The organism is Polaromonas sp. P4_F9, assembly GCF_056401235.1.
The window spans coordinates 50736-64531 of record NZ_JBFUJT010000001.1 but is presented as its reverse complement, the minus strand read 5'-3'; the positions used below and the strand labels follow the sequence as shown (position 1 = coordinate 64531).

The following is a 13796-nucleotide window of genomic DNA, read 5'->3' as shown; positions in this document are numbered from 1 at the left end:
CCTCCGGCTTTACGAAGGCAGGCGGCTTTCATCGCCGGCATCCGGCTCGGCGCAGCGCTTCAGGATTTCCGCGCGCGCGGCGTCGCGCAACCGGATCGACGCTGACCAGTCGTCACCATCGGGTTGAATCGGGGCACTGACCAGCACGCTGATCGGTACGCGGCGGGGGAACCACTGGCCGGCACGCAGCACGGAGCGCGTGCCGCGGATCGTCACCGGCACCACGGGCACGCCGGCCCGCGCTGCCGCAGAGAACGCGCCCGCATGGAACGGCAACAAGCCCGGCACACGCCTGAACGTTCCTTCCGGGAAAAACAACATGGCGGTTTCGTCGCAAACGCTGCGCGTCACCCGCGCGACGTCCTGCGCCCCGCGCTGCGCGTCGTCGCGGTCTACAAACATGGCGCCGAGGCCTTGCAAGTAGACCCGTGAGATGAACTGTTTCTGCAGTTCGAGCTTGGCGATAAAGCGGACATGGCGCGGCAGTGCGGCGACCAGGGTTATGCCATCCAGGTAGCTCGCATGGTTCGCCACCACCACACAGCTTGCCTCGCGCGGCAGATTCGCCAGCCCCTCGGCCGCAAACGAGAGCCCGGACAAACGCAGGAACAGCCGGGCTGCATGGTGACTCAGGGCCCAGCTCCAGGACGGCTTGGGTAGCACGGCGGTCAGCGCCCACGTGATGGGCGCAAGCAGCCAGAACAGCAGCCAGACATAGCCAGCGTAGGCTATCTCCGCTGCGACGCGCCCGGCACGCCGCAGTTGCGGCAGTATCGCCTGCCAGGCAAAGCGCGCGATCTGTTGCCATGGCGCCGGCTGCGTGGCCGAAGCGCCTCCGGTCTCGTACAACTCGCGGCTGGCCGCGCGACGAATCTTGCCGCTGGAGGTCTTCAAGACCGTGTGCGGCGGCACCAGGACCACGTCGTCCGGCGGCGCACCGAGCACGCCGACCGCGGCGCTGTTGATCTGGCGGCGCAGCTGCGCCAGCGCCTCGGGCGGCAGGCCACGGGTTTCCGCCATGACAACGACCCGCTCGCTGCGTGTCCTGGGGTCCGGGCTGCCGAACACGGCGACACAGCCCTTGCGGACAGAGGGAATCGCGCCGACGGCCTCCTCCAGGTCGTACGGGTAGACCTGATGGCCGCCCCGAATGATCACGTCCTTGGCCCGCCCGGTGATGTAGACGTCGCCTTGTGCCATGTAGGCGTAGTCGCCCGAGTCCAGCCACTCGCCATCAAACAGCCGGCGCGTCTCTTTCGGGTTGCGGAAGTAGCCGCTGGTGGTCGACGGACCCTTGAACAGCAGACGCCCTTCCTGGCGTTCCGCCACCTCACATCCCGTCGCGTCGACCAGGCGGACCTCATGGCCCGGCAGCGGCCGTCCGCACGCCACGACCAGCCGCACGTCAGACGTGCTGCTCGCCGCGGGCAGTGCGCGGCCCGAGTGCGAGAACGCTTGCGTATCGATGCGGTCGACCAGCAGACCCCGTCCCTGCGGCGGGAAGGTCAGGCCCAGCGTTGCCTCCGCCAGTCCATACACCGGCGCCAGCGCTTGCGGCCGTAGCCCGTAGCGGGCGAAGCGTTGCTGAAACTCCTGCATGGTCGTCGCGCTGACCGGCTCGGCGCCGTTGAACGCAAAGCGCCAGCTGGACAGGTCGAGCCCCTCCAGCGCGGCCTCGTCGAGCTTGCGCAGGCACAGCTCGTAGCCGAAGTTGGGCCCGCCGGACAGCGTGCCGCGGTGCCGGTGCACGGCCCACAGCCAGCGCTCCGGTCGCGCGAGAAACGTCAGCGGCGACATCACCACCAGCGGGTACGCGTAGTACAGGCTGCCCAGCCAAGCCCCGATCAGCCCCATGTCGTGGTACAGCGGCAGCCACGAGACGAAGACGTCTTCGGAGCTGACTTGCAGGGCCTGCCCCATGGCCCGCAGGTTGGCCAGCAGGTTGGCGTGCGTCAGGACCACCCCCTTGGGACTGCTGGTACTGCCGGAGGTGTACTGCAGCAGGGCGATATCGTTGGCATGGGCGGTGACGCGTTCCAGGGAGGCGGTGGACGCGGACAGTTCTTCCACCGTGCAGACCATGCGCAGCGACGGCACCTGGGACTTGAGCAGCGTCGCCAGCACCTTGGCCCGCGGCACAGTGATCAGCGCCGTGGCCAGCGCATTGGCGAGGATGCCGACGTGACGCTGCAGGTGCTCCTCGATCTGCGCCGCCCGCGCTGGCGGGTAGATTGGTACCGGAATGCCGCCGGCCAGCAGAATGCCGGCGAAGCTGAAGAAGTACTCGCGGCCGGTCGGCAGCATGAGCGCCACCGGTTGACCCGGCTGAAAGCCGCGATCCAGCAGCCCCGCAGCGACGCCAGCGGCGCCCTGCTGCAAGTCGGCGTAGCTCAGGCGCGTCGGTGCGTCGCTGTCGCCGTTGTCGATCGCAATGTGCTCGCGCTGCGGATGAGTCCGCACGTGCCAGTCGAGCACCTCCTGCAGGGTCGCCGCCGCGTGCGGCACTTGCGAGACGCGTTCGGGCACCGCAAGCCGCCGTGCCTGCTGCACTGGCGCCTGGGGTGAACCCCGTGCGGCAAGCAGCGCACGCAGCAAGTCTCGTGGCGCTTCGGCCGTGCTCAGCATATGCTCCGGCGGGCGCACGCCGAACGCGCGTTCGAGGCGCATCAACAACTCCACGCGCGCCAGGCTGTCCAGGCCAAGGTCTTCCTCCAGCGCACTGTCCAGCGTCACCGGGTCCGTGTCCTTGCGGCCCGGGTGGAGTTCGGTCAAGACTTCCCGCACGATCCGCAACACAGCCTCGTCGGACACTGCGCGGGAAGGCGAGTCTACGTTCATGGGCTGATTACCCTTGCTGCATGGGGCCCTCGTGTTGAGGCGCCATCAAGCTTCTTTCCGTCCGCGAGACCATTCTTGGCCGATCTCGACGGTCCCGGCGAGAAAGAACAGGATGACGGCTTCGAAGCAGGGCATGTCCCCGGTCGGGCACGCGAATGATTCAGCGCACGCCCGGAACCGGGATCTGGGCCGGGGGAATAACATTGTAGGCTTGCGGGCTCCGCAATAGGGCTTTCGTGGAACTCATCTGGTACCCCTGAAGACGTTGCGGGTTTAGCAGAAATCTGACCTCTGTTTGCCTTGATCACCGTTCAGGACGGCCTAAGAGCCTGTTTACGATCTAAACGGGGCCGCGCAAGCACCTTTCGGGATGGGATGCAAGGCGCGGTGCGCCGCCCATAGCTTGGGCTATGGGCAAGCGCCGCAACGCCGCAGACCGCCCGAGAAGGCGCTTGCCCTTCGGGTTGGGGTGACGCAAACGCGGTCGCGTTTGCATCCCCATGGGGCAGCCGCACGACGCACAGCCGGCCGGCTGTGCGGTCGGGCGATTGAGCCACCCGGGCCCTTGCATGGGCATTAGCCCATGCAAGGGCCCGGGCGCCCCACTCATCCCGATTGCACCCCAACGCGGCCTCGTTTAGATCGTAAACAGGTTCTCAGCGCGTCTGAGACAATCCGGGGATGGATATCGCCAACCTCATTCAAACCGTCGCCATTTATGCGCTCCCCGTGCTGTTTGCCATCACGGTGCATGAAGCGGCGCACGGCTACGTGGCCCGCCACTTCGGTGACAACACCGCCTGGGCGCAGGGCCGCGTCACACTCAACCCCCTCAAGCACATCGACCCGCTGGGCACCATCGTGATGCCCCTGGTGCTGTACCTGGCCACATCGGGCGCATTTTTGTTCGGCTACGCCAAACCGGTGCCGGTGGAGTTCGGCAAACTGCGCAACCCCAAGCGCGACATGGTCTGGGTGGCGCTGGCCGGCCCCGGCGCCAATCTCCTTCAGGCCCTGCTGTGGGGCGTCCTGCTGTATCTGCTGCGCGGCGCCAACATGACCGAACCGTTTTTCATCAGGATGTGCCAAGCGGGCGTGCTGGTCAATGTGGTGATGTTTGTCTTCAACCTGTTTCCGCTGCCGCCGCTGGACGGTGGCCGCATTCTGGTCGGTCTGCTGCCCTACAAACAGGCGCTGCTGGTTTCGCGCATCGAGCCCTGGGGCTTTTTTGTGGTGATGGCGCTGGTGATTGCCGGCGTGATCAGCAATCTCTGGATGCGCCCGCTGATGGCGCTGACCTACACCTTTCTGGAAACCGTGTTGATGCCCCTGGCCATGCTGGTGCGATGATGATGACCAACCCACAAACTGACGCCAGTGTGCGTTCCACCCCCAGCGCCTCGCCGCTGCGCTTCCTGACCGGCATCACCACCACGGGTACGCCCCACCTGGGCAACTTCGTGGGCTCGATCCGGCCCTCGGTGGCCGCCAGCCGTTTGCCGGATGTACAGAGTTTTTACTTTCTCGCCGACTACCACGCGCTGATCAAATGCGATGAGCCCGCGCGCATCCAGCGCTCCACGCTGGAAATTGCCGCCAGCTGGCTGGCCGCCGGACTGGACCCCGAGCGCGTGACGTTTTACCGCCAGTCCGACATCCCGGAAATTCCCGAACTCACGTGGCTGCTGACCTGCGTCACCGGCAAGGGCGTGCTGAACCGGGCCCATGCCTACAAGGCCTCGGTCGACAAGAACATGGCCGCCGGCAGTGATCCGGATGCCGATGTCACGGCCGGCCTGTTCATGTACCCGGTGCTCATGGGCGCCGATATCCTGATGTTCAAGACGCACAAGGTGCCGGTCGGGCGCGACCAGATCCAGCACATTGAAATGGCGCGCGACATGGCCCAGCGCTTCAACCATCTCTATGGCGAGCACCTGGTGTTGCCGGAAGCGGTGATTGAAGAATCCGTGGCGCTGCTGCCCGGCCTGGACGGGCGCAAGATGAGCAAGAGCTACGACAACACCATCCCCCTGTTCACGCCGCGCGAGCAGCTGCGCAAGGCCATCAGCGGCATCGTGACCGACTCGCGCGCGCCGGGCGAGCCCAAGGAAGTCGAAGGCTCCGCGCTGTTCCAGATTTACCAGGCTTTTGCCAGCGCGGAAGAGACGGCCGCCCTGCGCCAGGCTTATGCCGACGGCATTGCGTGGGGCGATGCCAAACAGATGCTCTTCGAGCGCATAGACCGCGAAGTGGCGCCCATGCGCGAGCAGTACCAGACGCTGATCAACGATGCCGGCCGCCTCGAAGCCGTCCTTCTGGCCGGCGCCGAGAAAGCCCGCGCCGTAGCAAAACCCTTCATGGCCGAGCTGCGCCAGGCCGTGGGGCTGCGCAGCCTGGGCTCAGGCGCGGTGGCCGCGCCCAAAAACAAGGCGGCCAAAGCCGCTGCGCCGGCCTTCAAGCAATACCGCGAAAAAGACGGCCGGTTTTATTTCAAGCTGCTGGATGCCGACGCCCGCCTGCTGCTGCAAAGCCAGGGTTTTGACTCGCCGCGCGATGCAGCGCAAACCATCTCAACCCTGCAAAAAGAAGGTCCCGCCGCGCTGGCCGCGCTGCAGGACAAGGTCGCTGCAGCACCCGGCATTTCAGCCGGTGATGTGGCGGCGGCTTTGCAGTTTTTTGCGGCTGGCGTGCACTGAGAATCGGCTACACCGAGAGGCGGGACTGCCAGGGGAGGCGTGGCGTCTCACCGCCCCGCCAGACGACAGGTATCGGGCATGACCGCAATCACCCGAGAGAAATCAGGGACTCCTTGAACTGTTGTTTTTTTGAAGCAGACCCGAGAAAATATACCGAAACTTCGGGATTTTCCATGCCCCGAATTTGACTTTCACCAGTTATGCTCAGCAGCTGCCGAATCGATACTTCACCCCTGAATTAATGAGCATTTTTGTTATAGACGACCATCCCCTGATGCGGGAAGCCGTTGTCATGCTGATACGCCGTTTGAGCAGCAAGGCCACAGTGACCGAGCTGGACCGGCTGGCCGCTGTCATGCCCGCCGTAGAACAGCATGGCGTGCCGGAATTGATCTGCCTGGATCTGAAGCTGCCCGACACCAATGGCGTGTCCGGGGTGCGCGAACTCAAACGGCAGTTTCCGGATGTTCCGCTGGTGGTGCTCTCGGCTGCGCCTGCCCAGGACTATGAAGACCTCTCGATCGAAGCCGGTGCCGACGCCTATATTCAAAAATCCGCAGGCGCCACCGAAATCTCCAATGTCTTGCGCATCTTCCTGAACGAAGAACTGGAGCCCGCATCCGCCGCTCCCACCGAAAAGCTGTCCAAGCGCCAGAAGCAACTGCTGGTCATGCTCGACAAGGGCATGAGCAACCGTGATATCGCAGAAGAGCTTCAAATCAGCGAGCACACCGTCAAAGTGCATCTGTGGCGCCTGTTCCGGCGCCTCAACGTCAAGAGCCGCTCGCAGGCCAGTCATCTTGCCCGTACCCAGGGCCTGCTGTAGCCGCCGGGCTCATGCATCGGGCGTCGTCGCCAGGGCTCATCAACTCCACCCAGAAAACACTTCCCCGGCCGGCCCGGGATGACATGCCCACCGGGTGGTTGAGCACGTAGCTCAGGCGGGAGACGATGGCCAGCCCCAGGCCGAAGCCATCTTCCGTGCCCTGCCGGGGAATCCGGTAAAACTCCTGAAAAATCGCCTGCTGGTGGGTTTGGGCAATGCCCACGCCGGTGTCCCAGATCTCAATGCAGCGCACACCGCGTCTTTGCCGCACAGCCAGCAGCACGCCGCCCTGATGGGTGTTGCGCAAGGCATTGGACAGCAGGTTGCCCACCAGCCGCTTGAGCAGCACCGGGTCAGACCTGACCTTGCCGGGCACCGTCCGGGTCCTCAACCGCAGGCCACGCTCCACGGCCAAGGGGGCATATTGCACCTCCAGGTCCTGGATAAGGCCCATCAGGTCAACCTCCTGCAGGTTGACCTTCGACGGATCTGAATCCAGCCCGGCAAGATCAAAAAGGGAGTTGAACAAATCCTGGACGGCCTTGGTAGAGCGGACGATTTTGGGCGCGATCTGCGAGACGAATTGCGGCTCCGCAGCCAGCCAGTCGGCATACAGGCCCAGCGCGTGGACTGGCTGGCGCAAGTCATGGGCAGCGCTGGCGATAAACCGGTTTTTAATGTCTACCGCCTCCAGTGCCGCCCGGCTTTTTTCGGTCAGGGAAGCGATCAGTTTCGAATTGTCAAATTGCAATACGAGATTGGACCGCTGCACTTCATGGAACCGTTTACCCGAAATACGGATCACGGCCCAGTAAATCAGAGTCAGCGCCACCATGCCATAGGTATTGAAAGTGGAAGGAATGCCACGCTCCAGGACGAGGTGGTAGGCCAGCGCAGCCAGCACCGCAAGCACCAGCCCGTTGACATAGCCTGAAAAATACCGCAGGTAGGCGGAGAAAGTTCCCACGGCGAAACCAGCCATGCCGATCAGAACGGTCATGCAAATAAACTGGTCGTAGACCGGCGCCTTCAGGAAGAACACAAACATGGAGCTTCCCCAGATCACGGCGCTCAAAGGCCATATCCAGCCGTAGCGCGCCATGAACGCCTGCAGCGGCGCACCGCTGACCCCCCTGTACCGGCTGTGGTAGATGCTGATGACGCGAAAGCGTACCAGGGTGACAGCCACAATCGCCAAGGCCCATAGCCAGAGGCCGACGGGCTCCACGTGACCGTGCAGGATCATCACGATAACGACCACCACGGCCAATGCCGCATGCAGGGCGGGCCGGGCATTCCGCATGAAGGTATGGATCAACTCCATTTCAACCCAGGCCTCGCGCGGGATCTGCGAAACGCTCTTGGTTTGAACGCTCCTGTCGGTGCCGTTCACTGCAGTGGGGCTCATGGGTGCGAGTTTACGTCGCACTTTTACTGCGGTCTTTTATTACCGTCTTTTATTGCCGTCATTTACTGCTCGAGCGGCCATCAGACGAATAGACGGTGTTGCACGCAGCTGACGGCGTTGAAATGTGCCGCCGCCATCCGCAGCCATCAGTTAAAGGTCACCCCGGCCCAACGCACCCGGCCAAGCACCGCAAAATCCCGGTCGGGATCCTCATGGCCCTGAATGTCAAACGGCTCATAGGCCTGGTTATAGCTGCTCACACGCAGTATTTTCCCGGGCAGCCTCTGCAGTTTTTTCACGAGCAAGGCTCCGTCGAGCCTGACAACATGAATGCCCTCGGTGAGGGCATCGCGGTCCTGCAGGTCTGTCAGGACGGCGTCTTTTGAGTGCAGCCACGGCTCCATGGAAACACCCACCACCATGGACATGGCAATGTCGTTGTGGGAAATGCCCAGGTCATACCTGATGAAGCGGGCATCAAAGGGACGCATTGCAACCACCGACTCGATGTCATGGAACGCGTCCTTGCCGGCCGAAGACTTGAGGTCGAACAAGGGCACATAAATAAATTCGTCCACCTGCACTGCATGCACGCTGTTAGGCACCATGGCGGTGAGCCGGGCCTTGCCTGGCCGCTCATCGCCCAGCAAATGCGCGGGCGTGGTGTTGTATTCCTTGGCGAGCACTTCAAGCTCGAACGCGTCCGGCAGGCTGTCGCCACGCTCAATGTTCCAGATGGTGTTGCGGTGAACGCCAACAGTGGCCGCCACGTCATTGATCTCCCTCGCCCCCCGCGCCATCCTGCAGCGCTGGCCAAACTGGCGCATGAAGGCTGTCCTGGCTTCGGTCCGCACTGTTTTCAGGCCAGCCTTGTCCGCTGCCGCAGCAGCGTGATGGAGATACCAGGCGATCGGCTCCTCAACGCCGACCGGCGGCGCTGGCTCGAAGGAATATGGCTCGGCGCCATCGGGCTGCACCGGCGCTGCTTCTTTTGTGCTCATGAACACTATTCTGTGTCCATAGACACAAAAAAGCAAACACAACCGATCGAATTCCAGGAAAAAATCATAAAAATATCAGCACAAAAACAAATTTTTGAGCAAAAACTTGTTGACTTCACTTTGTTTGTGCTGAAAATAATGGATATGAGCACAAATAAATCGACGCCAATACAAGAAGATATGCACCCCGCCGATGTCATTGCTGCCCTGCACAAGCGCGGCACCAGCCTTCGAAAAATAGCCATTGAGAACGGCTACAGCCATATACAGCGCGTACTGACCAGCCCCTGGTTGGCGGCCGAGCAATTGGTGGCGAAAGCGCTCAATAGGAAGCCGGAAGATCTGTGGCCGTCACGCTACCTGAATCCCGCTGATCGTGCGCTTGCTTTTCAGCAGACCCGCAAGATCACGGTGACCATGCCGCGCCAACGCAAGCAAGCACCCCGCATCACGCACGAGTTGACTGTCGGCAACTTCGGCTCACTCAACGAGGGCATTCCCCATTCCCAGTCATAGCGATAGAGGCTCTGCAAAACAACATCGCAAATGACGCCAGCCGCACCGGGCACTCCAGGGCAGAACCGGATGTCAAGCATGGGTGACCCCATCACTCAAGACGTGCGCGCATTGTGGCTGCGGCTACGCAAGGACGGCGGCTGGTGGACGCTGGACATGCTCACGCATCACTGGAAGCCGACCCACACACCGCGCACCATCCAGCACGCCATGGATGCGCTGGAGGCTGGCGGCTTCGTGGAAAGCCGCGACCAGGCGACCCGCCTGAGCTATCGAGTCACTTCGGACTGCGAACCGTTGCCCGGTTTTTTGAGCCGCTCTGTCAACCAGGAGGCCCCCGATGAGCGCTCCACGAACAACCCGGAAATGAGGCCACCGAAACCGACGCATCCATTTTTTATAAATCCAGGACCAGTACCTTCGATCGGGCCCTTGAGCAGCATGGAGTGAATTGATCGTTTCTCTCGTGTTCTTCGCTTGTCAGGTATTGATCATGGTGATCCGGAACGCCCTCTGCCACGCGTGTCAGGCAGGTTCCGCAAATACCTTGCTCGCACGAAACCGGTATCTCTATGCCAAGCCGAGCGACCGCGCTGACCACAGTCTCATCGGCAGCAACCACTACAGACTGTCCGGTGCTCGAAATGCGAACCTCGAAGGAATCGCCAGCTGTCGGCTGCGGCGGCGAAAAGGTCTCATAGTGCACCTGGCTGCCCGGCCAATCCAGCGCGGAGGCCGTTTCCAAAACGTGGTTCAGGAAACCGGTGGGGCCGCAGGTGTAAATATGCGCATCGCGCTGCAGGGTTTCGAGAAGTGAACGTAAGGGCCTGGCGCCCGCGACAGCCTCATCATCCAGGTGCAACACCACATTTCCGGCAAAGCCGCTGCTCTGGAGTTCGGCAAGGAATGCCACACGGTCCCTGGATCGCGCGAAATAGTGCAGCGCAAAGGAGCTGCCCAGCGCGTGCAGGTGATATGCCATCGCCAGCAAAGGCGTCACGCCGATACCGCCTGCCAGCAGAACGCTGGCCTGCGCCTCTGCAGCCAGCCTGAAGAGATTACGCGGCGCACTGATGCACAGGGTATCGCCTTCGTGCACCAGGTCATGGACCGCCTCGGACCCTCCACGGGATTTCGGGTCCCTGAGCACCGCGATGCGATAGCGGTCTTTCTGGTGCGGCATTCCGCACAGGGAGTATTGCCGCACAAGGCCATTGGGGAGATGCACATCCACATGCGCACCCGCTTCAAACGCGGGAAGCGCCTGCCCATTGACGGACACCAATTCATAGGAATTGATGTCCTGCGCCTCGCGGACCTTCCTCGCGACTTTTACGGCAATCTCATTGGCACTCATGACTTGCACATCACTTCAGGGGACATTGGGACGCGTAGGCATCCTGGTAGCTCTTGAACGGCGTGGAAACCGACTTCAGGTTCAGGCGGCCGCTGCCATCCCTGGCCACTTCCATGATGTGCATACCCTGTATGGGAAAGTTGTTGTTGCCAAACCTGAAGTCGCCCCGCAGTGACTTGAAATCGGCCGCTTTCAGCGCGGCCATGAAAGCCTTCTTGTCGGCGACATTGCCTTTGACCTTGCCGATGGCCGAGTCCAGTAGCTGGGCTGCGTCATAGCTCTGCGCTGCGTAGTTCGAAGGTATGCGTTTGTACTTGCGCTCGAATTCCTCGACGAACTGTTTGCTCTGGGCGTTCTGGAAGTCAGGCGCCCAAAAGCCGCCGCTCACGATCCCGATGGCCGAATCGCCAATGGCCGGCAGCGACAGCGCGTCGGCGATGAAGGTCGACAGCAAAGGCAGGCTCTTCGACATGCCGGCCTGGGCGTACTGCTTGGCAAACGCCACGCCCAAGCCACCGGGGAAGAACGCAAATACCGCATCAGGCCTCGCAGCAGAGACCTGCGACAGCTCGGCCGAAAAGTCCATCTGCGTCAGCGAGGTGTAAACCTCATCTGCCAGCGGCCCCTTGTAATAGCGCTTGAAGCCCGCAACGATGTCCTTGCCGGCCTGGTAGTTGGGCGCCAGCACAAAGACTTTTTTATAGCCCTTGTCTTTTGCGTACTGACCCACGGCCTCAGCCGCCTGGTCACCCTGCCAGGAGGTGATGAACTGGTAAGGAGAGCACTGGCTGCCAGCGATCTGCGACGGACCCGCATTCGATCCAACCAGAAAGACCTCCTTGTCGGTCACGTACTTGTGCACGGCCATCATGATGTTGGAGAAAGACACGCCGGTGATGATGGGCACGTTTTCTTTTTCAATGAGGCGACGCGCGGCCTGGTTGGCCACGTCCGGCTTGAGCTGGCTGTCTTCCTTGACCAGCTGCACCGGCACGCCGCCCAGCTTGCCGCCGTTGCGTTCAAGCAGCAAATTGAAACCGTCGAGCTGGTCCTGACCTACGCCAGCCGTCGGGCCCGACAGCTCCCCCATGAAGCCGATCTTTATTGGTGTCGCCTGCGTCCAGCCGGTGGCCAGCGAGAGCATGAGGCCGGCGCCGGCCAGGCATTGAATCACTTGTCTTTTCATCACTGTCTCCGTTTATGAATTCGTGAAATGGTGGTTTCAAACGCTCGCGTGTGCGGCTCGAACCACCTTGATAGGCACCACTGGCGTCTCGATGGCGGCGTCTGCTTTGACCATGCGTTCGATGGCCCGGCGCATGCGCACCGGGCCCGCATCCACACTCAACAGCACCGGCTTCATCTCCCAGAAGTCGTTGTCGCCAATGGCCGCCTGTTGTGCATTGATGATGGGTTTGTCCTGGGCCTCAAATGCGTGACGGCGCAGGGCGGAAAACTTCGCGGCTTCATCGGGTGTCATCCTGGTGCCCGGCGGCATCGCGGCGGCGAAGTGGTAGTGCACCGTTTTCTCCGACTCGGGCGTGAGGATGTGCACGCCGTAATACCAACCATGATCCTCGCGCTTGCCGCCCACTTCATGCACGCCGGAGTCCAACAGAAAGCAGCTTGGCGGAATCCAGGTCATGTTGGTCCACATGTCCACCGGCTTGCCGTCGCGGCGGTACACCATGTCGAAGATGGGAGGTACCGAAATGTTGGGCATCCAGCGGTCGCAATGGATCTTGCCGCCCTCTTCCTTGAGCACCTGGTCGGCGCCAACCTGTTCGGGGCTGCCGAGATAGCCGTCATGCAGATAGGTGATGTGGCTCAGGTCAAGCAGGTTTTCGCCCATCAGTTCGTAGTTGGCCTCAATGTGGAGGTAGCCACGACTGGTGGCAAAGCCAGCTTCGGACTCGAGCACGCTGTAGTCTGGAATGGTCACGGGATCCGCGGCCTGACTGCCCATCCAGATCCACAGCATGCCGTGCTTTTCGGCGACCGGGTAAGAGCGCACCCTGGCTGCAGATGGCACCTTGCCATCGCCGTGCGGGTTCTTCACGCACTTGCCCGAACAATCGAAGGTAAGGCCGTGGTAGGCACATTCGATGGAATCCCCGACGATTTTCCCCAGGTGAAGCGGAATGAAACGATGCGGGCAACGGTCTTGCAACGCGACGGCCGTACCGTCTTCCTTGCGGTAAAAGACCACCATTTCATTGAGCAGTTTGCGGTGAAACATCTCACCGGACTTGACTTCGTTGCCCCAGCAGGCCACGTACCAGGCATTTTTGATGAAGGCCATTCCAGGCTCCTTGTTAAAGAATAATTTCAGCCAGAATTTTCACATACAGAGCGCACGGTTTGTAAGTTAATCGGGAGAATTTTCTAGGGGTTGACCCGCATACGGGGTCCATAATCACGGCTTCGCACCCATCAACACTCCAAAGGTTTACCGGATGGCCAGTCCCCAGATCCAACGCGCATCGCCGGCATTCGAGCCTGCGAAAAAAACAGCGACTGTGAAGACCGTGAAAGCGGTCCGTCGCACCCAGGAGGACCGCAGCCGCACCACCAAGGAGAAGCTGCTGGCCGCCACCATCGAAGTGCTTTTGCGCGATGGCTACAGCGGCCTGACGATGAAGGAGGTGGCCAAGGCCTCGGGTGTATCCAACGGTGCGTTGATGCACCACTATGCCAACAAGGCCGAGCTCGTCGTCGAGGCGACGGCCATGGTATATGAGGAAGCCATCGTGCGGGGACAGCGCATGGCGCAGACCGCCGGTGCGGCTGACAAGCCCATTGAAGGCTTCATCACCGACTGCCTGAGCGTCTACTTTGACTGGCCCTTCCTGGCAGCACTCGAAAGCATCGTCGTCGCACGCACCGACCCGGACCTGATGGCCAGGATCCTGCCGGTGATGGAGCGTTACCGCGTCACCTGCGACGACATCTGGATGGGTGTGTTCAAAAAAGCCGGCGTACCCACCAAGCGGGCCCGCGTGCTGCTGAACCTGAGCCTGAACCTCGTCCGGGGCATGGGCTTAAACCGTCTCTGGCGACATGACGACGCGCATTACCAGATCTACCTCAAGGAATGGATCACGATGGCGAACCAGCAGTTGGCGCAGCTGAAGTAGCGGACTCGCCGCTG

12 protein-coding genes are annotated in these 13796 nt (G+C 61.8%); 6 read left to right on the top strand and 6 right to left on the bottom strand.

The features are described from left to right. Positions 1-9 precede the first annotated feature (9 nt). Entirely contained in the window at positions 10-2838 is a 2829-nt protein-coding gene (locus tag AC1DUB_RS00305; RefSeq protein WP_477727800.1) for an AMP-binding protein, read from the bottom strand. Positions 2839-3519: 681 nt separating this feature from the next. Here AC1DUB_RS00305 and AC1DUB_RS00300 point away from each other — a divergent pair. The 3 genes from AC1DUB_RS00300 (at position 3520) to AC1DUB_RS00290 (ending at position 6363) form a co-directional block, all read left to right on the top strand. Further along, positions 3520-4188: a site-2 protease family protein gene (locus AC1DUB_RS00300; protein WP_477727799.1), complete on the top strand. Its 669-nt coding sequence runs from the start codon at positions 3520-3522 to the stop codon at positions 4186-4188. Beyond that, positions 4188-5537, top strand: coding sequence for a tryptophan--tRNA ligase (locus AC1DUB_RS00295; protein WP_477728076.1), 1350 nt, complete (start codon positions 4188-4190; stop codon positions 5535-5537). The genes AC1DUB_RS00300 and AC1DUB_RS00295 overlap by 1 nt, the downstream gene beginning before the upstream one ends. 241 nt (positions 5538-5778) lie before the next feature. Continuing rightward, positions 5779-6363, top strand: a complete 585-nt coding sequence (locus AC1DUB_RS00290) for a LuxR C-terminal-related transcriptional regulator (protein WP_477719822.1) — start codon at positions 5779-5781, stop codon at positions 6361-6363. On the opposite strand, the gene AC1DUB_RS00285 is transcribed toward AC1DUB_RS00290, so the two are convergent. Next, positions 6311-7771 carry a sensor histidine kinase gene (locus AC1DUB_RS00285; protein ID WP_477727798.1) on the bottom strand — a complete coding sequence of 487 codons (1461 nt, stop codon included), beginning with the start codon at positions 7769-7771 and terminating at the stop codon, positions 6311-6313. The two genes, AC1DUB_RS00290 and AC1DUB_RS00285, sit on opposite strands and share 53 nt — an antisense overlap. Positions 7772-7917: 146 nt before the next feature. Next, positions 7918-8772 carry an XRE family transcriptional regulator gene (locus AC1DUB_RS00280; protein ID WP_477727797.1) on the bottom strand — a complete coding sequence of 285 codons (855 nt, stop codon included), beginning with the start codon at positions 8770-8772 and terminating at the stop codon, positions 7918-7920. A gap of 12 nt (positions 8773-8784) precedes the next feature. On the opposite strand from AC1DUB_RS00280, the gene AC1DUB_RS00275 reads away from it, so the two are divergent. Next, positions 8785-9288: a helix-turn-helix domain-containing protein gene (locus AC1DUB_RS00275; RefSeq protein ID WP_477727796.1), complete on the top strand. Its 504-nt coding sequence runs from the start codon at positions 8785-8787 to the stop codon at positions 9286-9288. Positions 9289-9366: 78 nt separating this feature from the next. Beyond that, the gene (locus AC1DUB_RS00270) at positions 9367-9738 is read left to right on the top strand and encodes a hypothetical protein (protein WP_477727795.1); all 372 of its coding nucleotides are present in this window, start codon (positions 9367-9369) and stop codon (positions 9736-9738) included. Here the strand turns inward: AC1DUB_RS00270 and AC1DUB_RS00265 are convergent. The 3 genes from AC1DUB_RS00265 to AC1DUB_RS00255 are packed head-to-tail and all read right to left on the bottom strand — an operon-like array spanning position 9686 to position 12947. Continuing rightward, a complete protein-coding gene (locus tag AC1DUB_RS00265; RefSeq protein ID WP_477727794.1) occupies positions 9686-10645 on the bottom strand; it encodes a PDR/VanB family oxidoreductase in 960 nt (319 codons plus the stop codon). The genes AC1DUB_RS00270 and AC1DUB_RS00265 overlap by 53 nt on opposite strands. A 10-nt stretch (positions 10646-10655) precedes the next feature. Then, positions 10656-11831, bottom strand: coding sequence for an ABC transporter substrate-binding protein (locus AC1DUB_RS00260; RefSeq protein ID WP_477727793.1), 1176 nt, complete (start codon positions 11829-11831; stop codon positions 10656-10658). 36 nt (positions 11832-11867) lie between these two features. After that, complete coding sequence (locus AC1DUB_RS00255; RefSeq protein ID WP_477727792.1) at positions 11868-12947, bottom strand: Rieske 2Fe-2S domain-containing protein; 1080 nt, start codon at positions 12945-12947, stop codon at positions 11868-11870. 226 nt (positions 12948-13173) lie between these two features. On the opposite strand from AC1DUB_RS00255, the gene AC1DUB_RS00250 reads away from it, so the two are divergent. Then, on the top strand, positions 13174-13782 hold the full coding sequence (locus AC1DUB_RS00250; RefSeq protein WP_477727791.1) for a TetR/AcrR family transcriptional regulator: 609 nt from the start codon (positions 13174-13176) through the stop codon (positions 13780-13782). The last annotated feature ends 14 nt before the right edge of the window (positions 13783-13796 follow it).

Coding starts and splice junctions, on each gene's coding strand:
- AC1DUB_RS00305 (WP_477727800.1), bottom strand. CDS start 2,838: ATGAACGTAGACTCGCCTTCCCGCGCAGTGTCCGACGAGGCTGTGTTG.
- AC1DUB_RS00300 (WP_477727799.1), top strand. CDS start 3,520: ATGGATATCGCCAACCTCATTCAAACCGTCGCCATTTATGCGCTCCCC.
- AC1DUB_RS00295 (WP_477728076.1), top strand. CDS start 4,188: ATGATGACCAACCCACAAACTGACGCCAGTGTGCGTTCCACCCCCAGC.
- AC1DUB_RS00290 (WP_477719822.1), top strand. CDS start 5,779: ATGAGCATTTTTGTTATAGACGACCATCCCCTGATGCGGGAAGCCGTT.
- AC1DUB_RS00285 (WP_477727798.1), bottom strand. CDS start 7,771: ATGAGCCCCACTGCAGTGAACGGCACCGACAGGAGCGTTCAAACCAAG.
- AC1DUB_RS00280 (WP_477727797.1), bottom strand. CDS start 8,772: ATGAGCACAAAAGAAGCAGCGCCGGTGCAGCCCGATGGCGCCGAGCCA.
- AC1DUB_RS00270 (WP_477727795.1), top strand. CDS start 9,367: ATGGGTGACCCCATCACTCAAGACGTGCGCGCATTGTGGCTGCGGCTA.
- AC1DUB_RS00265 (WP_477727794.1), bottom strand. CDS start 10,645: ATGAGTGCCAATGAGATTGCCGTAAAAGTCGCGAGGAAGGTCCGCGAG.
- AC1DUB_RS00260 (WP_477727793.1), bottom strand. CDS start 11,831: ATGAAAAGACAAGTGATTCAATGCCTGGCCGGCGCCGGCCTCATGCTC.
- AC1DUB_RS00255 (WP_477727792.1), bottom strand. CDS start 12,947: ATGGCCTTCATCAAAAATGCCTGGTACGTGGCCTGCTGGGGCAACGAA.